The sequence below is a fragment of the Anaeromonas frigoriresistens genome (assembly GCF_016820655.1).
GTDB lineage: Bacteria > Bacillota > Clostridia > Tissierellales > SIT17 > Anaeromonas > Anaeromonas frigoriresistens.
Genome location: NZ_WSFT01000048.1, coordinates 1 through 21766 on the forward strand (window position 1 = coordinate 1; position 21766 = coordinate 21766).

The 21766-nt window shown below is 29.6% G+C and carries 24 protein-coding genes; 14 read left to right on the forward strand and 10 right to left on the reverse strand.

The annotated features are described in order from the left end of the window. Positions 1-417: 417 nt before the first annotated feature. A complete protein-coding gene (locus GOQ27_RS12700) occupies positions 418-1104 on the forward strand; it encodes a response regulator transcription factor (RefSeq protein WP_203367249.1) in 687 nt (228 codons plus the stop codon). Beyond that, positions 1079-3151, forward strand: coding sequence for a HAMP domain-containing sensor histidine kinase (locus tag GOQ27_RS12705; protein WP_203367250.1), 2073 nt, complete (start codon positions 1079-1081; stop codon positions 3149-3151). The genes GOQ27_RS12700 and GOQ27_RS12705 overlap by 26 nt, the downstream gene beginning before the upstream one ends. A 29-nt stretch (positions 3152-3180) precedes the next feature. Here the strand turns inward: GOQ27_RS12705 and GOQ27_RS12710 are convergent, their stop codons facing one another. From GOQ27_RS12710 to GOQ27_RS12720, 3 genes are read right to left on the reverse strand one after another with little or no spacing between them, the layout of a single operon-like run. Beyond that, positions 3181-4827, reverse strand: coding sequence for a PhnE/PtxC family ABC transporter permease (locus tag GOQ27_RS12710; protein ID WP_203367251.1), 1647 nt, complete (start codon positions 4825-4827; stop codon positions 3181-3183). Further along, positions 4820-5581 carry a phosphonate ABC transporter ATP-binding protein gene (locus GOQ27_RS12715; RefSeq protein WP_203367252.1) on the reverse strand — a complete coding sequence of 254 codons (762 nt, stop codon included), beginning with the start codon at positions 5579-5581 and terminating at the stop codon, positions 4820-4822. The genes GOQ27_RS12710 and GOQ27_RS12715 overlap by 8 nt, the downstream gene beginning before the upstream one ends. Positions 5582-5593: 12 nt before the next feature. Beyond that, entirely contained in the window at positions 5594-6481 is an 888-nt protein-coding gene (locus GOQ27_RS12720; RefSeq protein WP_203367253.1) for a putative selenate ABC transporter substrate-binding protein, read from the reverse strand. Between the two features lie 208 nt (positions 6482-6689). Between GOQ27_RS12720 and dusA the strand changes: the two genes are divergently transcribed. The 8 genes from dusA (at position 6690) to GOQ27_RS12760 (ending at position 13609) form a co-directional block, all read left to right on the forward strand. Beyond that, complete coding sequence (gene dusA / locus GOQ27_RS12725) at positions 6690-7736, forward strand: tRNA dihydrouridine(20/20a) synthase DusA (RefSeq protein WP_203367254.1); 1047 nt, start codon at positions 6690-6692, stop codon at positions 7734-7736. Between the two features lie 145 nt (positions 7737-7881). Beyond that, the gene (locus GOQ27_RS12730) at positions 7882-9477 is read left to right on the forward strand and encodes a spore germination protein (protein WP_203367255.1); all 1596 of its coding nucleotides are present in this window, start codon (positions 7882-7884) and stop codon (positions 9475-9477) included. A 1-nt stretch (position 9478) separates the two neighbouring features. Then, positions 9479-10657 carry a Ger(x)C family spore germination protein gene (locus tag GOQ27_RS12735; RefSeq protein ID WP_203367256.1) on the forward strand — a complete coding sequence of 393 codons (1179 nt, stop codon included), beginning with the start codon at positions 9479-9481 and terminating at the stop codon, positions 10655-10657. A 17-nt stretch (positions 10658-10674) separates the two neighbouring features. Continuing rightward, entirely contained in the window at positions 10675-10884 is a 210-nt protein-coding gene (locus GOQ27_RS12740; protein ID WP_203367257.1) for a hypothetical protein, read from the forward strand. A gap of 9 nt (positions 10885-10893) precedes the next feature. Then, positions 10894-11982: a GerAB/ArcD/ProY family transporter gene (locus tag GOQ27_RS12745; protein ID WP_203367258.1), complete on the forward strand. Its 1089-nt coding sequence runs from the start codon at positions 10894-10896 to the stop codon at positions 11980-11982. A 268-nt stretch (positions 11983-12250) separates the two neighbouring features. Then, positions 12251-12826 (forward strand): GNAT family N-acetyltransferase, encoded by a 576-nt coding sequence (locus tag GOQ27_RS12750; RefSeq protein ID WP_203367259.1) that lies wholly within the window; start codon positions 12251-12253, stop codon positions 12824-12826. An 84-nt stretch (positions 12827-12910) separates the two neighbouring features. Beyond that, the gene (locus tag GOQ27_RS12755; protein ID WP_203367260.1) at positions 12911-13135 is read left to right on the forward strand and encodes a heavy-metal-associated domain-containing protein; all 225 of its coding nucleotides are present in this window, start codon (positions 12911-12913) and stop codon (positions 13133-13135) included. A gap of 225 nt (positions 13136-13360) precedes the next feature. After that, on the forward strand, positions 13361-13609 hold the full coding sequence (locus tag GOQ27_RS12760) for a hypothetical protein (protein WP_203367261.1): 249 nt from the start codon (positions 13361-13363) through the stop codon (positions 13607-13609). 55 nt (positions 13610-13664) lie between these two features. On the opposite strand, the gene GOQ27_RS12765 is transcribed toward GOQ27_RS12760, so the two are convergent. Continuing rightward, positions 13665-14624 (reverse strand): calcium/sodium antiporter, encoded by a 960-nt coding sequence (locus tag GOQ27_RS12765; protein WP_203367262.1) that lies wholly within the window; start codon positions 14622-14624, stop codon positions 13665-13667. A gap of 425 nt (positions 14625-15049) precedes the next feature. Here GOQ27_RS12765 and GOQ27_RS12770 point away from each other — a divergent pair, with 425 nt between their 5' ends. Then, complete coding sequence (locus GOQ27_RS12770; RefSeq protein ID WP_203367263.1) at positions 15050-15403, forward strand: cupin domain-containing protein; 354 nt, start codon at positions 15050-15052, stop codon at positions 15401-15403. Between the two features lie 212 nt (positions 15404-15615). Next, entirely contained in the window at positions 15616-16956 is a 1341-nt protein-coding gene (locus tag GOQ27_RS12775) for a PQQ-dependent sugar dehydrogenase (protein ID WP_203367264.1), read from the forward strand. Positions 16957-17041: 85 nt separating this feature from the next. Here GOQ27_RS12775 and GOQ27_RS12780 read toward each other — a convergent pair whose 3' ends face one another. The 6 genes from GOQ27_RS12780 to GOQ27_RS12805 are packed head-to-tail and all read right to left on the reverse strand — an operon-like array spanning position 17042 to position 20258. Next, positions 17042-17248, reverse strand: coding sequence for a DUF1657 domain-containing protein (locus GOQ27_RS12780; protein ID WP_203367265.1), 207 nt, complete (start codon positions 17246-17248; stop codon positions 17042-17044). Positions 17249-17278: 30 nt separating this feature from the next. Further along, positions 17279-17632, reverse strand: a complete 354-nt coding sequence (gene spoVAE / locus GOQ27_RS12785) for a stage V sporulation protein AE (RefSeq protein WP_203367266.1) — start codon at positions 17630-17632, stop codon at positions 17279-17281. Positions 17633-17671: 39 nt separating this feature from the next. After that, a complete protein-coding gene (gene spoVAD / locus GOQ27_RS12790; RefSeq protein WP_203367267.1) occupies positions 17672-18676 on the reverse strand; it encodes a stage V sporulation protein AD in 1005 nt (334 codons plus the stop codon). After that, a complete protein-coding gene (gene spoVAC, locus GOQ27_RS12795; protein WP_203367268.1) occupies positions 18677-19156 on the reverse strand; it encodes a stage V sporulation protein AC in 480 nt (159 codons plus the stop codon). A 14-nt stretch (positions 19157-19170) separates the two neighbouring features. Beyond that, complete coding sequence (locus GOQ27_RS12800; RefSeq protein ID WP_203367269.1) at positions 19171-20031, reverse strand: DUF421 domain-containing protein; 861 nt, start codon at positions 20029-20031, stop codon at positions 19171-19173. A 14-nt stretch (positions 20032-20045) separates the two neighbouring features. Continuing rightward, positions 20046-20258 (reverse strand): DUF1657 domain-containing protein, encoded by a 213-nt coding sequence (locus GOQ27_RS12805; RefSeq protein ID WP_484477127.1) that lies wholly within the window; start codon positions 20256-20258, stop codon positions 20046-20048. Positions 20259-20459: 201 nt separating this feature from the next. On the opposite strand from GOQ27_RS12805, the gene GOQ27_RS12810 reads away from it, so the two are divergent. Further along, positions 20460-21155: a DUF421 domain-containing protein gene (locus GOQ27_RS12810; protein WP_203367270.1), complete on the forward strand. Its 696-nt coding sequence runs from the start codon at positions 20460-20462 to the stop codon at positions 21153-21155. Between the two features lie 57 nt (positions 21156-21212). Then, positions 21213-21761 carry a DUF2238 domain-containing protein gene (locus GOQ27_RS12815; RefSeq protein ID WP_484477126.1) on the forward strand — a complete coding sequence of 183 codons (549 nt, stop codon included), beginning with the start codon at positions 21213-21215 and terminating at the stop codon, positions 21759-21761. Positions 21762-21766 lie beyond the last annotated feature (5 nt).

Consider the following 21766-nt stretch of genomic DNA (forward strand, 5'->3'; position numbering starts at 1 on the left):
ACGGTACGTACGGTGGTGTGAGAGGACGGTAATTAAAATAATTAATTACCTCCTACTCGATTTTATATAATATTGATACAAAAGATAAGATTCTTCACTCCGTTCAGAATGACACCATAAAGCCTAACAATAGTGTCATCCTGAGTGAAACGAAGGATCTTATTTTTTGTCTTTATTATTTCATTATATCTGTCACTCTGAGCTTGTCGAAGAGTCTTATTATTTACTATCTTTAGAATTCATCTTATAGTTTTATCCTCCTCACTGAAACGAAGAATCTTGTTTTTTTATTATCTTAAGAAAATCTTAAGATTTACATCAAGTGTTTCTTAAGATTCAATTGCTATTATTATATTACAGTAAATTATAAAGGTGTGTGATATAATATGTACAAATTTATACGGTGGAGGTATTATGATGAATATCTTAATATGTGATGATGAAAAGGAAATAGTCGATGCTATACAGATATACTTACAGAATGAAGGTCATAAAGTATTTAAGGGATATAATGGAGTAGAGGCATTAGAAATAATAGAAGAGAACGAAATTCATCTTATTATAATGGATATAATGATGCCTCAAATGGATGGGTTAAGAGCAACAATGAAATTAAGGGAGAACAAAAACATCCCAGTAATAATGTTATCGGCGAAATCAGAAGATACTGATAAAATAATGGGGCTAAATATGGGAGCTGATGATTACATAACTAAACCTTTCAATCCATTAGAGTTGATAGCTAGGGTTAGATCTCAGCTTAGAAGATATACCAGCTTAGGTAGTATGGAGAAAAAATCAAATGTATATATGACCGGTGGACTTATAGTAGATGATGAGAGTAAGAAAGTAACAGTGGATGGAGAAGAGGTTAAGCTCACTCCAGTACAGTATAAAATACTCAGGTTATTAACTGCCAATTCAGGAAAAGTATATTCTATAGATGAAATATATGAAAAAGTATGGAAAGAAACCTCCTTTAATCCAGAAAACACTGTAGCAGTTCATATAAGAAAAATAAGGGAGCAAATAGAAATAAATCCAAAGGAGCCAAAATATTTAAAGGTGGTGTGGGGTATTGGATACAAAATTGAAAAGCTTTAGTCATTCACCAATAATAAAGGTGATAGCTTTTGTATTGGCAATAGTATGTTTTATCATGGGAATATTTAATTTTATAGAGTTTATTAATAGGACAGATGGAAATTTAGGGATTCTAGCAGAAGATAACTACTATGAGAGTAGAGATTATTTTCTTACCTTAGATACAGTTGCAAATAGCTTAACTACATTATTAAGTGAATATAAAAGTGAAGAAGAGATTAGAGCAGGTAATACAATTAATGAGGATTATTTTAAAGAAAGAAAATATAATCTTTTTTATGAATGGCAGAGTAACTCTACTAATTACAATCCTAACAAATCAGAAGAAGAAAATTTCAAAGTATTTGAAAAAGAATATAAAGATAGGATAGAAGCTCAGAAAGAATCACAGATATTAGATGATTTACAGAATTATAATATGTATTTGAATAATTTAGATAAGTATAATAACATATTATACTATGCTAAAAGTGAAGAAAGTGTATTTAAGAATACATCTAATACTAACAAAGAATATTTTCAATCATATCCTTCTTATTTAATATTTGACAATCAAGGCATAGAAGTTCATCCAGAAGATGTAACGGAAAATAGGGATTTTGATTGGATACCTAGAAGTATGCCATACTCAAATTCTAATGAAAACAAACTATATATTGCATTTACCAAAGAGTATTTAAATCCAATAATAGAAGACTGGAAAGAAGATAAAGACTTAGCTACACAAATTGTATATGATATGCTACTATTACTAACTGCATTTCTTCTATCTTTTATCTATCTAATATATAGCATAGGAAGAAAATCTACAGATGATGATATTCATTTAAACTTTATTGATAAAATATTTAATGATATTAAAATAGTTTTAGCGGGGACATTAATATTTATATGGATTATGATTATTGGCAATACTATCAATGATATGATTTATGAAATAATAATTCCAATTACAATATTAATATCTACTGTAGGATTTTTACTTGTACTTTCTTTAATAAAGCATATTAAAAATAGAACCTTCTTTAAATATTCTATAACTTATATGGTATTCTCTAAACTATTCAATTTTTTCAAAGACACCTACAATAGCGGAAGTGTAGGAGTAAAGATAGTTCTAATAGTTATAGGATATCCTTTATTAGTAGCACTAACATTCTTCATGTTCCCAGTCACCGTAGGGTTTGCTGCATGGCTAGCTCTTAAGAAAGTAAAGGAATTCAATGCTATTAAAGATGGAGTAGAAAAGGTTAAAGATGGTGACCTTAGTCATGAAATAGATGTTAATAGTAAAGGGGAGTTTGGTAAGCTGGCTACTAATATAAATAGCATTGCTGATGGACTAAACAATGCAGTAGATAATGAACTTAGAAGTGAACGTTTAAAGACAGAACTTATTAGCAATGTATCCCATGATATTAGAACGCCTTTAACATCAATAATAACCTATGTAGACTTATTAAAAAATGAAAATGACCCTCAAAAAAATGAAGAGTATATAAAAGTAATAGATCAAAAATCACAAAGATTAAAGGTATTAACCGATGATTTATTTGAAGCATCAAAGGCTACCAGTGGAAATATACCAGTTAATTATGAGAAAATAGATGTTTTATCTCTTTTAACTCAAGGACTAGGTGAACTAAATGATAGAATAAAAGAATCAAAACTACAATTTAAGATAACTAAGCCTAAAGAAAAGGTATATGCAAAGGCTGATGGGAAATTATTATGGCGATCTATAGAGAATTTACTCAATAATGTGCTAAAATATGCACAATCAGAATCAAGAGTATATATAGATATCGGGGAGTTAGAGGGTAATATATATTTAACAATTAAGAATATATCAGCCTATGAATTAAATATTCATCCGAATGAATTAATGGAGAGATTTAAAAGAGGAGATGAATCTAGACATAGTCCTGGAAGTGGGTTAGGTCTTTCAATAGCTAAGAGTCTTATTGAATTACAAAAGGGAGAATTTAAAATCGAAATAGATGGAGATTTATTTAAGGCAATATTGATATTACCAAAGTATGAATAAAATAAAGTATGGGAATTGATTCCCATACTTTATTTTATTATTTCTCTCATTTTATCTGATAATATATCAGCAAACCATACTAGAAGGATATAACAGACTAGAATTAATGTTATTTCTGTGTAGTGAAAATAGCTCATACTGAGTTTAAACTGATGACCTAATCCTCCTGCCCCTACAAAGCCTACTATGATGGTAGTACGAAGAATGACTTCCCACCTATATATAATATAGGTAATGAATTTTTTCATTATATCAGGTATTATTCCATAGAATAATTGTTCAGGTGAATTAGCTCCTGAAGTAGATAAATTTTTAATAGGCCTTGCATCAATACCTTCTATGGCTTCAGCTGATAGCTTACCAAGAATACCAAAGTTGTGAAGGGCTAATGCTATTGCTCCTGGGAGAATTCCTGGTTTAAAAACAAATATGACAATCATTGCCCATATTAATTCTGGTACTGCACGAGAAAAAATATATATAAATCTTATAATGCTAAATAAAATCCTATTATACCATTTTGCTGTTCTACCTAAGGAACCATCTGAAATATTTCTAGCGACAGGAATAACTGTAATAAGCATCCCTATAGTGGAAAATCCTATGGCTAATATACTCATATTCAAGGTTTGAAGGGTAAGGACTAATGCATTTTTCCAATGGAATAAATTCAAATATGCTATATCATCTCTTCCAATACCTATTAATTCTGATAGAAATTTCTTTGTATAATAATAGTTTTTTTCTGAAAAAAATGAAAATATATCTGCACCTTCTATTTTAAATATGAACCACCAAGAAGAAATCAGTAGTGTGAGTATTAATAAAAATGAAAGCTTTTTAAAATTCAATCCAAATATTGATGATTTATTATTGTCCTTAATTAATATATTTCTAAGAATATTACTCCAAAGGTCTATAAAAATAACAAGTGATACTAAAAAGAAAATAAATGTCCAAACTTCATTGTATGCTAAATCAGCTAAAGATAACTGGATTTGATATCCTAGTCCTCCTAATCCAATGAAACTCATAATAGCAGATGACCGTACAGCACATTCAAATCTATACATAGTATAACTAATCATATCTAGCTTAACCATAGGTAAATAACCATAGAATAAAATTTGGAAATTTGAAGCTCCACTAGAATCTAACGCCTCTATTGGTTTGTTGGAAACGTCCTTAAGCATATCAGAAAATATTCTACCAAGAGTACCACCATAGGGAATAGCAAGAGCAAATATAGCTGAGAAGGGTGTTAATCCTAATGCTGCTACAAATAGCCATGCCCATATTAATTCGTGAATAGATCTCATAAAACCTAATATTCTTCTAAATATATGCATAAATATTTTTTTTGTAGTCTTATTTTTAAAAAGAATACCTGAGGATAAAACACCAAAAATAAAAGCTATAATAATAGCAAGGGAAATACCTGCAACTGCATAGACTAGGGTTCTCCAAGTAGATATGAAGCTTAAATGTAATATTTCACCAGAAAAATCTGGGGAAAATATTGCTCTACTTATTTGTGCTAATGTTGCTTTACCTCCAGAGTGAATAAGTTTATCTTCCCAATTGATACTAAATAGACTCAATATAAAGATTAATAAAAGCCCTAAGCTTAATAGAGATTTACTGTATAAGTGAATAAACTTCTTAGAATTATTCATTATTATCTAACTCCTGAAGAGAATATAGATCTTCTAATCTACTTTCTGTTATATCTTTAGTAGGTAAATCAAAAAAAATTTTTCCGTTTCTTAATGCTATTATTCTATTAAAGTGTTTTTTTGCATATTTAACTGAGTGGAGGCTAGTTATAAGGGTTTTATTTTCTTCTTTAGCCAATGATACTAATAAGGATAGAACATCCTCTGATCGAGTTGGATCAAGGGATGCTACTGGTTCATCCGCTAAAACAATTTCGGGATTTTGTACTAGTAATCTGGCTAAAGCAACTCTTTGCTTTTGACCTCCAGATAAATTACTAGTTTTTTCATATAGTTTATCCTCTAGTCCAACTCTTTTTAGAGACTTTATTGCTAAAGTTTTATCTTGAGGAATTAGTAAAGATAATATTGATTTTGTTGTACTCCATTGGCTAAGCCTTCCAGCTAATACATTATGAATAACTGGTAATTCCTCAACTAAATCAAATTGTTGCCTTATCATACCAACTTTTTTTGCAAACACTTTATTAGATTTATATTCATTAATACCCTTTCCATCTATTATTACTTCACCCTGAGTAGGATCTATGCTTGATGAAAATATATTTAATAGAGTTGTTTTACCGGATCCGCTAGAGCCAATCAAGGCTATCAATTCACCCTTTTGTATATTAAAAGAAAGGGAAGATAAAGCTTTCTTCCCTTTAAATTCTTTAGATATATTATTTATACTAATTATTTCCTTTTTCAGCATAGAAATACTCCTTTACTTTATTATACCTAGTTTCTTGGCTACTGACTTTATAGCTTCATAATTTTCATTTTTTGTTTCTATGAATTTATCCGCCTCAAATAATTCCATGATTTCTTTTTGATCTTCTCCTACAGAAAGTAGAGCTTCTTTAACCTCTTCTTTCGTACCCTTACCGAAATCTTTATCTACATTGTTTATTGTCCAGTTATAATCATAATAAGCTGGAGTAGTATAGAATACTGATACTTTATCAAGATCTACTTTACCTTCTTCAACTGCACTTTCCCAAACTGCTTCATTTAATGCACCCGTTTGAAATGCACCTGACTCAACGAGTTTCCAAGTTTTATCATGGGAACCTGAGAAGTTTACTTGGCCATCAAAGTCACTTTTAGGATCTAATCCTTCTTCTATTAGAAAATGACGGGGCATTAAGTGTCCAGAAGTAGAGCTTTCACTTCCAAAAGTAAAACTAAGACCTTTAACATCTGTTAATTTTTTTAATTCTAAATCCTTTTGAGCAATAAATACTGAATGGAATTCTTCATCTCTAGGTCTTTGGGCTATAGCCTCTGCACCATCTACAACATTTCTAGCCTGTACTCCTGTAAGACCACCAAACCAACCTAAATGAATTTCCCCTCTTTCAAAAGCAGTAACTAATGCTGAATAATCTACAGTAGGAACATATTCTACAGTAAGCCCAGTTTCTTCTCCTATGTATTTTGCTAGATCTTCAAAACGTCTATTTAGTTTTGAAGCATTTTGATCAGGAATTCCGCCTATTTTAAATACTTTTTCTTTATTATTGTCATCACTATTTGTGCTTTCATCATTAGAACAAGCAGCTAATGAAAATACCATTAATGCTATTATTAACAAAGTAACTATTTTTTTCATAAAAATCCTCCTTAGGATATAAAATATTTTTGTCCTTTATAATTGTATAGTAAACCGATAGAAATTGTCGAATTTGTATTATCTATATCTATTAAAAGAAATATAGATAATTTCTATACTATAAATAGCCTAATTAGGATATCTGATAAAAAACCTATATTGTTGGGTAAAATAATTAGGAAATAATAGAAATTTAGGAGGAATTACAATGTCCCAATATATATCAAATATAAAATCACCTAAAGTGAGTATTGCTCCTATGGTTGATAGAACAGATAGACATTTTAGGTATTTTACTAGACTATTAACAAAGAAATCTTTATTATATACGGAGATGATAACAGCTCAGGCTATAATTCATGGAGATAGAAATATGTTATTAGATTTTGATGTTTTTGAAAGACCTTTAGCATTACAAATTGCAGGATGTGATGCAAAGAATATTGGTAAAGCAGTAAAGATAGCAGAAGGGTGGGACTATGATGAGATTAATTTAAATGTAGGATGTCCTTCAGATAGAGTATCAGGAAATGAGATGGGGGCTTCTTTAATGGCATATCCAGAATTGGTTAGGGATATGGTAAAAGTGATGAAAGAAAATACAGACAAACCTATTACTGTGAAACATAGGATAGGTATAGATGGCAATGGAGTTTTACCTGATAATTTTGGTAGAAAACTATTAGATAAATACGAAGATTTAACAAAATTTGTAGATATAGTTGAAGAGGCTAAGGTAGATAGATTTACAGTACATGCTAGAATTGCAATATTAGCTGGTCTTAGTCCAAAAGAAAATAGAGAAATACCTCCTATTAGATACGCAGATGTATATAAGCTTAAAAATGACTTTCCTCATTTAAATATTGAAATAAATGGAGGGATTAAAACTACTAAGGAGATAAAAGAACACCTTAATTATGTAGATGGAGTAATGATAGGTAGAGCAGCATATGATACTCCTTTCATACTGTCTGAAGTAGATAAGTTCTTTGATGATGGAGAAATTAATAACATATCTAGAAGGGAAGTTATTGAAGGACTAATTCAATATCTATCAAATTTAGATGATAATACAAGGGAATATAATGTATTAAAACATGCTATGGGCCTATTTTATGGTGTGAGAGGTAGCAAAAATTGGAGGCAATTAATAACACCACCTTGGGATAAGGAAAAAAATGCGGTAGATGTGTTAAGAGAAGCTCTAGAGATATTACCTCAAGATGTATTAAATATGAGGGTTCAAGAATAAAAAATATAAATCTAATCAAATATACTATATATAAATACCCAAGCTAATATTAGCTTGGGTATTTATATATAGTATATGAAAAGAAGATTTTGGTAATAATTCCTTGTATATGTCTAAACAATTATAATAATTGATGGAGGCTATCATGTTTAGAAAACTAAAACACATATTTAAGTATATAAAACTAGATAAGGAAAAGTTAAGAAAGGATAAAATAAATATTTCAGAGAATATAAACCAGCAAATCCCTAATCATATAGATAATATAGAATTTAAGCTTAAAGAAATATTTCAAGATAGTAATGATTTTATCATAAGAAAGATTACTACAGGTAATCAGTTCAAAACAAGAATTTTAATTGCATATATAGATGGTCTTATAGATAAGCAGCTTATAGATGATAACATACTTAAGCCATTATTATTGGAGTCACAAAAAGTAATAGATGATGAGAGTATAAGCAAAAGAAATATTATAGAGTTATTTGAAGAAACATTGATAACGGCTTCAGAGATAAAAAAAGTTGATGATTTTAATAGAACAATTAAAGCTATACTTTCAGGAGATACAGTTATATTCATAGATGGTACAGAGTCTTCATTTGTGGTATCTATGCGAGGATGGGAAGCTCGAGCTATTTCTGAACCAAATACGGAATCTGTGATAAGGGGACCCAGAGAAGGATTTGTAGAAACCTTAAGAACTAATACTTCAATGATAAGGCGAAAAATCAAAAATCCTAATTTAAAGTTTGAAAGTATAGAATTAGGTGAGCAAACCAGGACAGAAGCATGCATATGTTATCTAAAGGGAATTGCAGATGACAATATAATAAGAGATTTAAAAAAGAGATTATCATGTATTAAATCTGATGGAATATTAGAGTCTGGGTACATAGAACAATTTATAGAGGATGCACCTTTTTCTCCTTTTCCTACTATAGGAGTTAGTGAGAGACCAGATAAAGTAGCTGGTAAAATTTTAGAGGGAAGAATAGCAATTTTATGTGATGGTACACCATTTGTTTTAACAGTGCCTTATTTATTTATAGAGTCTCTCCAAAGTAATGAAGACTATTATTCTAGAACTCTTTATAGTTCATTTAATAGATTATTAAGGTTTGTTTCATTAATAATTACAACGATGCTACCTGCATTATATGTGGCAATACTTAACTTTCATACGGAAGTTATACCTGTTAAACTAGTATTCTCTATTCTTAATTCCAATGAAGGAATCCCATTTGAGCCAGTATGGGAAGCAATCTTTATGCTCATAATATTTGAACTTATAAGAGAAGCTGGAGTTAGAATGCCTAAACCAATAGGTCAGACAGTAAGTATAGTAGGGGCTTTGGTCATAGGGCAAGCTGTAGTAGAAGCTGGACTAGTTAGTGATATTATGATAATTATAGTTGCATTAACAGCAATAAGTGGCTTTATTGTACCATCTCTTTCAGAAATCCTTCCATTTATTAGATTAGCATTAATAATTGGAGCGAATATTTTAGGCTATATGGGTATAGTGCTAATTGTAGTAATAGTAATTCTACATATTAGCTCATTAAGGTCCTTTGGTGTTCCATACATGAGTCCCTTTGCACCTTTTAGGAGTAAGGGAATGAAGGATACATTAATCAGGATGCCTTTATGGACTATGTTTCGAAAGACAGAGTCATTATCATGGAAATACTCTGGAAGATATAGTATAAATAAAAACTTTAATGAAAAAGAGGAATAACATGGAAAGATTATTGCATAGATTAACTTTAATAACTATAATATTTTTCATTATGTTAGAGACAAGTGGATGCTGGGATAATGTTCCTATAACTGAAAAAGCAATGGTTATGGGTGTTGGTATAGATAAAACTGAGGATAATATGATAGAACTTACTTTACAAGTTGTTAAACCTACATCAATAAACTATGGAGAAGGATCCCAGGGAAGTAGTGATACTGTATGGGTTTATTCCACTAAAGGAAAGACTTTATTTAAAGCTATGAGAAATCAGTTACAGACAATTAATAGAAAACCTTTTTATAGTCATGTACAGGTAATAATAATTGGGGATGAATTGGCCAAAACAGGAATTCAAGAAGTGATAGATTTATTTGAGAGAGATAGAGAACCGAGATTATCTCCTACCGTATTGATTGCAAAGGAAACTACAGCGAAAAAGGTCCTATCTGCTAAAAGTGATTTAGAAAATGTCCCTGCTATGCATATAATGGAAATATTATTAAATAATAAAAATAATTTTGGTATACATAATATGAGTTTTATTAATTTAATTAGGAATTTAAGATATCCTGGGCAAAATCCTACTGTAGGAGTTATTGAGATAGAGAATGAAAAAAATGATTTAAATATTGCAGATATGAAGGTGAAAGGAGGAGCAATATTAAAAAAAGATAAATTTATAGGATGGTTGGATGAAAAGGATATTGAGGGATTAAATTATGTATTAAATACCTCTCATAATGGGATTATTGAAACAGAGAATCCTTTTAATAAAGGTAAGTTTGTAACCATTGAACAAAAAAGATCAGACACAACAATAAATGTTAAATTTGAAGATGAAAAATTAGTATTCATGATAGAAGTAGATGCAGAAGGAAATATTGGTGGAGAGGAAGGTGAAGCTGATTTAACTACAAAAGATGCTCTAAGTAATCTAGAGGGTCAGATAGAAAAGTCAATTAAAGAAAAGATAGAAAATATTATCTCTTTAGCCCAAGATAAATATAAGAGTGATGTTTTTGGATTTGGAGAAAAATTAAATAAGAAATACCCATATTATTGGGAAGAAGTAAAGCCCAATTGGAGTGAAGAATTTTCTCACTCATTAATAGAAGTTAATGTGAAATTCGAGATTCGAAATAGTGGATTAATTAACCATCCAACAAAGGTTGAATAAGGAGGAGAGGGTTAGGTATGATACTAGGATTAATAGTGATATTTTTAATTTTAATAATTATTGATATCCCCTATATTCTAAAGAAAAAATCAGCTAATAGAATATTGATAGTTTATTCTTTACTTATGATAGTAGGATTTACAATGAGTCTATTGCAAATAATAGATAAAATACCCAAGAGTCCAGTTGTTTTAATTGAAAAGATAGTAACAGCGATAATATATTGAGGTGTAAGTATGCTAAATAAAATACAAATTTCAAATAAGCAGTTAATTATATTGATGACAGGATTTCTTTTAGGAGATGCTTTAATCATTAATCCTGTGAGTGGGGCAGGTCGTGATGCTTGGATATCAATAATACTAACTTGGTTAGTAAGTTATATTTTAATAGGAATGTATGTTTATATTGCAAAACTAAATCCTAATAAAACCTTGGTTGAAATATTAATTGATATATTTGGTGATTTTTTTGGAAGGGCTTTATCATTAATATATATATGGTATTTTTTGCATTTATCATCATTAGTTCTTAGAAGTTATAGTGAGTATATGATTATAGCCAATTATCCTGAAACTCCTTTAATATATATGGCTATATTAAGTAGTATACCTTTGGCTATAGGATTAAAATATGGTATGGAAGCAATAGGAAGGACTGGTATAATAGTTAGTTTAATTATACCAATAACTCTTATTATCAGCACAATGAGCGTGATTGATCATATTGATATTACAAATTTACAACCTATTTTAAAATATGGAATTAAACCTGTATTAAAGTCATCTTTCAATTTATTAACATTTCCCTTTGGTGAAGGGATTGTATTTTTAATGGTTTTTCCTTTAATAAACAAAAAGGAAAACTTATTTAAATCTTCTTTTATTTCAGTATCCATTGTAGGAGTAATATTTTTATTGATATCTTTAAGAAATATTACTGTACTAGGAGAAAATATACTTGAAAGGGGTTATTTTTCATCACATCTTATAGAAACCATACATCCTGGTGCTATATTCGATCCATTTATATCAGTAAGTCAATTAATATTAGCTGCACTTCAGATATGGATATTTTTATATGCTTTATTAATAGCAATTAGCCAGATGTTTAATTTTAATGACTATAAACCTTTTGTATTTCCTATTGTTATAATTAGTGTATCCTTGTCCCATTGGATTTACGATAATGCACCTGATATGTTTAGAGTAGCAAAAGAAATATATCCTTTTTATGCTATACCTTTTCAATTTATTATCCCAATAATCATCTTAGTTATAAGCCTAATAAAACAACGAAGAAGTAAGGGGAAAGTTTCTGAATAGATTCAACTATAAAAAGGGTATTCAATTTAATATATAACTTTAAAAGTAAGAAATGGGTGAATTGTATAAAAATGCCCATTCTTTTTTATTATAAAAAATAAAAATTTAGCAGGTATATAGGTTATAATAGTGGAATAATAACTTTATCAAGATTTTCAGATAAGCTGATTAAAGGGGAATTAAATAATGCTATATTTAATTGAAAGTTTCATGTAATATAGAGGAAAAATTGATTGAAATTTGATATAAAAAAAAGGGGGAAAAGTTGATGAAAGAGATTTGTTATGATAATTATTATTGGCAGAATGATTTAGTTAGATTAAGAGCAATGCAACCTGAAGATTGGGATAATCACTTTACTGATTTATATGATAGTATAGCTCGTAGAAGACTTCAGTATGAAATTGAGTTACCACCTACTATAGTAGCAGAAAAAGAAAACACTGAAAAATTTTCAAATTTTGATCCAGCATCGGGAAGACTAATGTTTGTTATTGAAACCTTAGATGGCATTTCTGTAGGTAGTTTTAATATGAATTCTATTGATGAAAAAAATGGAACTTTCTCAATCGGAATGCAAATTGGCTCAGAATATCGTTCAAAAGGTTATGGAACTGCAGCTATGAGAATATTACTAAGATATGCTTTTTTTGAAAGGAGATTAAACAAGTATTATGGTAGTGTTATAGAAGATAATATTGCATCAGCAACAATGCTAAAAAAACTTGGATGTGTACAAGAAGGTATTAGAAGACAACAAATCTATACTGATGGAAGATATTGTGATGAGATACTTTTCGGTTTAACTAAAGAAGATTTTACTAAAAATAAAAAAGATAAGTAAGTAAAATAGTAATTGCCATATAGTTTTTGTTTTTATAATTAATATTTTAAATTATAGAGGACATACTATAATAGAGGTGATTTTATGACAATGAAAGCTGATAAATTTAAATTGGATGATTCTCTAAGGGGAACTAAAGATTTAAAATCCCTTGCAAATTCTATTACTAATGATATTCATGGACTTGGTGGGGTCAATGCAGCAAGGTTTGATCCTATAGAAAATACTGTAACAGTTGATTATAATGAAGGAGAAGTTTCATTAAATCAAATTCAACAAAAACTTAAAGAGGGTAACTATTTAAAGTAAATAACATATTTTTTAATCTGGTTTATTAGTTATTTAATTAATAGACCAGATTCTATTTTAAGTAAGAATTGATAAGTGGTTTTTATTCTTTAAATGAAAATGATAAATTAGCTTTAGAATTTTTATCCTTTAATTCAATAACTTAGAGTATATATAAATTATATAATTCGGGCAGAATATTTTATGTAGACTACTAAACTAATAAAAGAAGGGTGGAACACACTGATGAATAATATGAATAATAGAATCCCTAGTTTAAAGAATTCTAAAGCTGTAGGTCAAGGAGAAAGACAGAAGGTTAGAAATTCTATGAATCAAACTCCAGGCATGAGCCAGATGAATTTTACAAATACAATGGGAAATGTTCCAAGTCTTAGTAGTTCTAAAGCTGTAGGTCCAGCGGAAATGCAAAATGTTAGACAAAAATTACAGCAAAATAGAAACAAATACCCTCAAAATAACGGATTAAGATAACATTTAAAGTCCCTAAGTTATAGCTTAGGGACTTTTTATAGTGTGCATTTTTAATTTAGTTTCTGATTATTATAAATATCATATAAGTAATGTAGAGGAATATAAGAAAAACACCTTCAAAGCGAGAAGAAGTTTTTTTAGTAGTTGCTATAATATATGCTATAAAAGTAGCACCTAATAAAAATAGTATATCAAATAACATTTTACTATCTACCATTATAGGATTAATTACAGAGGATACTCCTAGAATAAATAACACATTAAATAGATTAGAACCAATAGCATTACCTAAGGCAATATCACTTTCACCTTTATATGCAGCTACAATAGACGTTACTAGTTCGGGTAAAGAGGTTCCTATAGCTATAATAGTTAGTCCTACTAGTGTTTCACTCATCCCTAACTGAATTGCAATTATAGAACTAGACTCAACAACAAAATTAGAACCTATTATTATTCCTGCTACTCCAACAATTCCAATTATACTACTTTTTAATATAGACTGTTCTTTAATATCATTAGAATCATTCTCAATTTCAACTTCCTTTGTAAGAAAAGCCATTTCTACTAAATAATAAAGAAATACTCCAAATATACAGAGTAAGATGAGACCATCTCCTGGTGATAATTGGTTAAGCTGGTTTCCTTGCAAAGCAATATCATTTCCTAGGATAAAAAGAACTATTGTAGCTAATATCATAAATGGAAATTCTTTTAAAATAGTTTTTATTTTAATATTAATGGGTTTAATAATAGATGCTACACCTACTACAAGTAAAATATTAAATACATTAGATCCAATAATATTTCCTAAAGCTATTTCATTAGAATTATTTAGAGAAGCATTTATACTGACAGCTGCTTCTGGAGCACTGGTACCAAAGGCAACTATAGTTAATCCGATTAACATAGGAGGGATCTTCAACTTTTTAGATATTGAAGAAGCACCATCTACAAAAAAATCAGCCCCTTTAATAAGAAAAACAAAACCAAGTAACAATAATAGATAATTCATAGTTATACCTCCTTAAAAAATTAGATAAAATAATATAAATAAAAGAAGAGCAAAACAAAAGCTAGTGTATCTTTATGAATACACTAACTAAAAGTCTTGCTCCTTTGATATTCAAAGTAAATAGATCCAGATTGTTTTCGTGTTGTTGAATCTACTTTTATGCTACTCCCTTTTAGTTGTAAATTCATAATAGCATAATTATTTGTATTAGACAATAGTGATTTATATCAAAGACTTAGAAAAAATAATAAGATATCATAATAATAAATAAAACTTGCACAGTAAATAATAAATACTATATAAGGTTATAGTAATATTTAATAAAAATTAAATGATGAATGCATCTTTTAATCTCTAAGAAAGATTAAGAGATACAAATAAAGGTATAATAATAATAAGACATTAACTTAACGAGGAGTGATAATATGAAAATAGAAAAGGTAAGTGATAGAATTGTATATTCAGATAGTACGTTTACAAAAAGATTATTATTTAATGAAGAAAAAGTTCTTAATTTTATGTTGAATTTTAAACCAGGACAAGAGCTACCACCTCATACCCATGAGGAAAGTGATCTTATACTTCACGTGATAAAAGGTAGTGGAGAATTAGAAGTAGACGGGAAAATTCAGAGTATTTCAGAAGGAGACGTAGTTTATTGTGAAGGCAACGAGGTCTTTAGTATGAAGAATAATACAGAAGATAATTTATCATGTTTTGTAATAATAGCTCCAAGACCTATACCAAAAATATATGCTGATGAAGTTAAAGAACAATAAAAAAGATAATATATAAATTTTAAAATATAAGTAAAAAAATGAGCTAAAGGAAATACTCCTTAGCTCATTTTTTTATGACTAATAGATAATACTTATTCAGATACTCAAATGCTAGGTTAGTAATAATGAATTATATAAAATAGTATATTGTGGAAAATAGAAAGAATATACTATTAATGATAACTTTACTTTTAAAATAAGAGGTGTGGTATATGAAAAGAAATAATCATAGAGATGAGCTTGAACACACAAGAAGAATTAATCCTCAGGATATACTTTTACCTAAAGGCTATAAAATAGAGAGGTTTATAGAAGGATTAACTACACCAATAAATCTAATATATTCTATAGAAGGGGACCTTTTAGTAGCAGATGCAGGAATAACCTCTGGAAATGGAAAAGTATTAAAGATAACTACTAATGGACTTGAATTAATAGCGGAAGGATTTAATCCACCTCTTACTGGGATTACTAGCCATGAAAATGGTATTTATGTAGCCCATAGAGGAGCAATAACCTTAGTTAAAGAGGGGGGTGCAAAGGAGGATATTATTACTGGATTGCCAAGTTGGGGAGATCATCATAATAATAGAGTTGTTTTTGGTCCTGATAAAAAAATGTATTTTGGACAAGGAACAGCAACCAACTCTGGAGTAGTAGGTGAGGATAATATGGACTGGGTTCAAAATCACCCGTTTTTTCATGATTATCCTGGCGAGTCAATATTATTAAATGGGAATAACTTTATCACTGAAAATTACTTAACTTCTGATAAGTATGATTATGCTATAACAGGAGGATTTTCACCTTTTAATATATCAAATTGTCCAAATGAAGTAGTAAAAGGAATAATAAGAGCTAGCGGAAGTATATTAAGGGCAAATCCAGATGGATCGGAATTGGAGTTAATTGCATGGGGATTAAGAAATCCATTTAGGATGAAGTTTGATTATTGGAATAATTTGTTTTCCACTAATCACGGGATGGATATTAGGGGAAGTCGTCCTATAGCAAATTCACCAGATGAATTTTATATGGTGGTTCCAGGAATTTGGTACGGATGGCCCGATTATACTGGAGGTATACCAATAACTTCGCCTAATTTTAAGCCTGAAGGAAAACCACAGCCTGAATTTTTATTAAGATATCATCCTATGACTCCTCCTAAACCTATATCTGTATTTACTCCTCACTCTGCAATAATGGGATTTGACTTTAATTACACACAAAAATTTGAGAGTTCTGGAGATGTTTATATAGCAGAGTTTGGAAGTGAGGCTCCTCGTACTACTGGTGGTAAACCTTTACCTGAAGTAGGTCATAGAGTATCTAGAATTGATATGAATACTGGAAGTATATATCCTTTTGCCATAAATAAGTCAGGTTTTGCAGCATCTTATACTGGAGACGGTGGATTAGAAAGACCAATAGATATTCTATTTGGAATGGATGAAGAGATGTTTATTGTAGATTTTGGAATACAAGCTGAGGATGGACATCATGGATACATTCCTAATACAGGAGTAATTTGGAGAGTAACTCAAACCACCTAATTTATTTTTAGATTAGGTGGTTTTACTATAATTTTATTATTAACAATATAAATATATTCACTAACATTAATAATAACAGTGGATATTATTGTTGTTTGTATTGGGGTTCTTGAGTTTCAATATATTGTTGTCTGTTTTGTAATGTTTGAAGAGTATTATCAAGGGTTTGAGCTAATTGTTGGAATTCTTGTTTAGCATTCTGATCTTGAGTTTCAAGTGCGAAAGTTTTCATTGTAGCTGCTGCACTCTGAACACCTGCAATTGCTTGTTGCATTTGAGTTCCTACAGTCATTAATTTCACCTCCTCTCAACATATAATATATTATCCTTTAGGCTTAAATATTAAAGCTCCCATAAAACCAAAAATGATAGCAGCTGAAATACCAGCACTAGTAACATGAAATATTCCTGTGAGTATACCTATAATTCCACTCTTATTTGCTTCTTCTAGTGCACCCTTCACTAAAGAGTTTCCAAAACTACTAATTGGAACTGATGCTCCGGCTCCTGCAAACTTTATTATAGGCTCATACCAGCCAAGACCTCCTAGGATAGCTCCTACTACAACAAGGGTACTAGTGGTATGAGCTGGTGTGAGTTTAAATATATCCATCATTATTTGGGCTACAACACATATCAAACCACCTACAATAAAAGCCCAAAAAAATTTTTCCATAAAATAATAGCACCTCACTTTCTCTATACTAAATATAAATTATGACATTTCTATTGATACTGCATGAGCTATACAAGGGATACTTTCTTTCTGTTGATAAGAAAGGGGGGATAGCAATGCTCCAGTAGCTATAACTAATATTCTATTTAATTCTCCTTTTATCATTCGATTAAGCAAGTGACCATAAGTTACAGTAGCTGAGCAGGCACAACCACTTCCACCAGCTATTACAGGTTGTTCTTTTTTATATATTAAAAGACCGCAATCATTAAATATATCTTTAGGTATATGAAGACCATGGTCAGTTAAAAGGTCTCCTGTAATTTGATGGCCAATAGTACCAAGGTCCCCTGTGGCAATTAAATCATAATAAGAAGGCTCTATATTTAAATCTCTAAAGTGGGCTTCTATAGTATCTACTGCTGCAGGAGCCATAGCTGCTCCCATATTAAATGGATCTGATAATCCCATATCTATAACTCGGCCAATAGTAGCTGAAGTAACTCTTGGACCTTTGCCTTCTTTGGCTAATAGAGCTGCCCCAGCACCTGTCACTGTCCATTGAGCTGTAGGGGGTTTTTGGGATCCATATTCAGTAGGATATCTAAATTGTTTTTCAACTGATCCATTATGGCTAGATGCACCAGCAAGAACGTAATTTGCAGATTTACTATCTATAAGTAAACTACCAATTGCTAAGCCTTCCATAGAACTTGAACAGGCACCAAAAATACCGAGATATGGAGCCCCTATGGTTCTAGCTGTAAAGCTACTAGATATGATTTGATTCATTAAGTCTCCACTAATAAAAAAATCAATATCTTCTTTTTTCATATTTGCTTTTTGTATTGAAATCTCACATGCTTGTTCTAGAAGTTTCTTCTCTGCTTTTTCAAAACTATCTTGACCTAACCATATATCTTGGTGAAGCATATCAAAATCTTCAGATATAGCACCTTCTGCTTCAAAGGGACCTCCAACTGCTGCAGAAGATATTATTACCGGTTTAGAATTAAAAATCCATGATTGATGACCCTTAAGCATTTATATCCCACCTAACGCTTGAATAGTAACTTTTATAAGTGTAACAACAAAGGCTGAAAAAACTCCATAAGCTATTACAGATCCAGCAAGCTTAAACATATTACTACCTACACCCAGTACAAAGCCTTCACTTCTATGTTCTATTGAAGCGGAGGCAACAGTATTTGCAAAACCTGTAACCGGTATAATTGTACCTGCTCCAGCCCATTGAGCTATATGATCATACACACCAAACCCAGTTAAAAGAACAGTAATAATTATTAAAGTTGCTACAGTTGGGTCTCCTGCAGTATCTTCTGTAAAATTAAAATACTTTATATAAAGCATCTGAAGTACTTGACCAAAAGTACATATAAGACCTCCAACTAAAAAAGCTTTAAAACAATTTTTTAATACTGAAGGCTTTGGTTCTCTCGCTTTTGCAAAAGCTTGATACTTTTGTTGAGTAGGAGTTAATTTTTTATTTTTTTTACTAGACATATTTTCATTCCCTTCTAATGTAATAAATAGGGTTCTAGGGTTTCGATTAAATCTTTTAGCTTATCGGAATTTTGTGAATACATTTGTTGTGCATTATTATCTTGAGTTTCTAATCCATATTTAGTAAGATCTGATTGACATTTTTGAAGATTAGCAAAAAGAGCTTCTTTGACTTTAGGTTGAGGAACCTGTATTGCATCATCAAAAAGATCAACATATAGATCACCAGAAGAATCTATTTGACCAATAAATATATTGTCTAGGGAGACTCCAATTTTATCTAACTCTACACTTAACCATCCTCTATTTAAACCTATGTTATTTAATGGCTCATCCAAAATGTTTCCATCTAAAATAACAGTTTGAGGAGCAGATTTAGGTGAAACTCTTTTACCTAAGTCAAAGGGAGTGACAGGTTTTTTATCTGATTTCAAGAGAACATTCAGTTCACCTGTAGTTTCCATAACAGCAAATTCAACATCAGCCAGATTAAATGCATTTTTTGTGCGAAGTTCTCTGAGCAATTCCTCTCCTGTAAATCTTACTTGTTTTAGGCTCTCTTCCATTACTTTCCCATTTTTTATTAGAACTGTTTCTCTCCCATTAATCCAATCATGTATTATTTTACTTTTTAAAGCAAAATAATCTAGTATTAGATAAAAAGTTACCCAAGTACCTAAAGATAAAAATCCAAAGACTAAATTATCAATAACTTTGGTTGAGATTAAAGCAGCTAATATACCAACTATGGAATAACTAATGAAATGAAATGGGGTTAATTTAGTTAATTGTCTTTTTCCCATTATTCTAGTTAGTCCTAAGACTATAAAAAATAAGCTTATTGATCTAAGTAATATTTCAATCCAATTTGACATTTCTATAACCTCACTTAAAGACCTTTATATTGGGGTTCTTCATATTCAAGTTGTTTTAATCTTTTTTCTAAATCATATATTACTTTCTTTGTTGTATCCAAAGAATTGTTATATACTGACTTTTCATCTTCATTATAAGATTGTAAAGAATATAGTTCTAAGGTGCTTTCAATACCCTTTAGAGTTGCAATAGTTTGTTTTACCTGAGAAGCAACAGTCATATTCATCACCTACCAAAATTTTTATATTTCATATTTAATTTTAACTAATGGAACTATAATAATACATATTATAAATGTCAATAAATTACATATATTTTTATTGAATTAATTAATATTTATAAAATCCTTATATCAATCTTTAGTATAGGGAATCATAGTGAATGAAGAATGATAAATCATTTAAAAATATAAGGGGATGAAATTAGAATGGAATCAAAGTTTTTTGATTTAACGGTGGAATTAACTGTTGGCTTTTTAGCACTATTTGCAATAACTAAGTTTTTAAGAAGAACTCAAATAACTCAAATAACACCCTTTGACTTTATATCAGCATTAGTATTAGGAGAACTTGTAGGAAATGCAATATATGATGATGATATTAATATTACATATATACTGTATGCAGTTTTTATATGGGGATGTTTGATGTTTATTATAGAAAAAATTACTCAAAAATTTAGACGATCAAGGAAGATACTAGAAGGTGATCCAGCTATAGTAATTAGAGATGGTCAAATAGATTATAATGTTTTAAAGAAGGAAAAATTAGATATAAATGAATTGTTAGGTATGCTAAGACAAAAAGAAATATTTTCTATAAGGGAAGTAGAATTTGCGATATTAGAGTCAAGTGGTGCAATCAGTGTTTTGAAAAAATCAAAATATGCTATACCTACAATTGAAGATTTGAATTTATCACAAAAACCTATTTATCTATCTATAAATCTAATATTAGATGGGGAAGTTATATATGATAATCTCAAAACTATAGGATTTGATGAACAGTGGTTAAAAAATCAAATACATAATTATGGTATAGAAAATATAAAAGATGTTTTATATGCAGAATGGAAACAAGATGAAGGAATTCATGTCATTCTCAAGAACAACAAGAAAAGTTAAATTTACTACTTAAATAACAATACTTAATAAATATATTAGCACGAAAGGATCATAACATTGAAAAATAACAAGTTTTCAAAGGTTTTATTTTTTTTATTTACTGCTATAAACATTACTTTAATAATAGGATTTATATTGAATAGAGAATATAGATTTATTTATAATACAATTTTTATTTATATAGGATATATATTGATGATTTATTTTGAGAGGAAAGAAAAAATTGATATTAGTAATTTAGTTAAGTTATTAATAGCTCTTGTATTAATATTACATTTAGCAATAGGACAATATTTTAAGCTATATGAAACTAGTATATATTTTGATAAAATACTTCACGTAATAGGTACATTTACGATATCTTTGTTTTCGTATCAAGTTCTAAGATCATTATGGGGAAGTGATTTAAACTCGAAAATATTAGTTTTTATTTTGATAAGCTCTATTGGAATAACCACTGGTGTTTTATTGGAGATATTTGAATTTAGTCTAGATATGATTTTTAATACTACTAATCAGCATGGTTTATTAGATACGAATCTTGATTTGATATTTAATATAGTTGGGGCTATTTTGGCTGCTTTTATAGTGTCAAATAAGCATTAAAAAAT

Excerpts from the sequence above, each read along its gene's own strand:
- spoVAE (WP_203367266.1), bottom strand. The coding sequence starts at position 17,632 with ATGGAAAAATTTTTTTGGGCTTTTATTGTAGGTGGTTTGATATGTGTT.
- GOQ27_RS12760 (WP_203367261.1), top strand. The coding sequence starts at position 13,361 with ATGAATAATATGAATAATAGAATCCCTAGTTTAAAGAATTCTAAAGCT.
- GOQ27_RS12700 (WP_203367249.1), top strand. The coding sequence starts at position 418 with ATGAATATCTTAATATGTGATGATGAAAAGGAAATAGTCGATGCTATA.
- GOQ27_RS12720 (WP_203367253.1), bottom strand. The coding sequence starts at position 6,481 with ATGAAAAAAATAGTTACTTTGTTAATAATAGCATTAATGGTATTTTCA.
- GOQ27_RS12770 (WP_203367263.1), top strand. The coding sequence starts at position 15,050 with ATGAAAATAGAAAAGGTAAGTGATAGAATTGTATATTCAGATAGTACG.
- dusA (WP_203367254.1), top strand. The coding sequence starts at position 6,690 with ATGTCCCAATATATATCAAATATAAAATCACCTAAAGTGAGTATTGCT.
- GOQ27_RS12765 (WP_203367262.1), bottom strand. The coding sequence starts at position 14,624 with ATGAATTATCTATTATTGTTACTTGGTTTTGTTTTTCTTATTAAAGGG.
- GOQ27_RS12710 (WP_203367251.1), bottom strand. The coding sequence starts at position 4,827 with ATGAATAATTCTAAGAAGTTTATTCACTTATACAGTAAATCTCTATTA.
- GOQ27_RS12740 (WP_203367257.1), top strand. The coding sequence starts at position 10,675 with ATGATACTAGGATTAATAGTGATATTTTTAATTTTAATAATTATTGAT.
- spoVAC (WP_203367268.1), bottom strand. The coding sequence starts at position 19,156 with ATGTCTAGTAAAAAAAATAAAAAATTAACTCCTACTCAACAAAAGTAT.
- GOQ27_RS12805 (WP_484477127.1), bottom strand. The coding sequence starts at position 20,258 with ATGAATATGACTGTTGCTTCTCAGGTAAAACAAACTATTGCAACTCTA.
- GOQ27_RS12800 (WP_203367269.1), bottom strand. The coding sequence starts at position 20,031 with ATGTCAAATTGGATTGAAATATTACTTAGATCAATAAGCTTATTTTTT.
- GOQ27_RS12750 (WP_203367259.1), top strand. The coding sequence starts at position 12,251 with ATGAAAGAGATTTGTTATGATAATTATTATTGGCAGAATGATTTAGTT.
- GOQ27_RS12730 (WP_203367255.1), top strand. The coding sequence starts at position 7,882 with ATGTTTAGAAAACTAAAACACATATTTAAGTATATAAAACTAGATAAG.
- GOQ27_RS12780 (WP_203367265.1), bottom strand. The coding sequence starts at position 17,248 with ATGACTGTAGGAACTCAAATGCAACAAGCAATTGCAGGTGTTCAGAGT.
- GOQ27_RS12745 (WP_203367258.1), top strand. The coding sequence starts at position 10,894 with ATGCTAAATAAAATACAAATTTCAAATAAGCAGTTAATTATATTGATG.
- spoVAD (WP_203367267.1), bottom strand. The coding sequence starts at position 18,676 with ATGCTTAAGGGTCATCAATCATGGATTTTTAATTCTAAACCGGTAATA.
- GOQ27_RS12775 (WP_203367264.1), top strand. The coding sequence starts at position 15,616 with ATGAAAAGAAATAATCATAGAGATGAGCTTGAACACACAAGAAGAATT.
- GOQ27_RS12735 (WP_203367256.1), top strand. The coding sequence starts at position 9,479 with ATGGAAAGATTATTGCATAGATTAACTTTAATAACTATAATATTTTTC.
- GOQ27_RS12715 (WP_203367252.1), bottom strand. The coding sequence starts at position 5,581 with ATGCTGAAAAAGGAAATAATTAGTATAAATAATATATCTAAAGAATTT.
- GOQ27_RS12755 (WP_203367260.1), top strand. The coding sequence starts at position 12,911 with ATGACAATGAAAGCTGATAAATTTAAATTGGATGATTCTCTAAGGGGA.
- GOQ27_RS12810 (WP_203367270.1), top strand. The coding sequence starts at position 20,460 with ATGGAATCAAAGTTTTTTGATTTAACGGTGGAATTAACTGTTGGCTTT.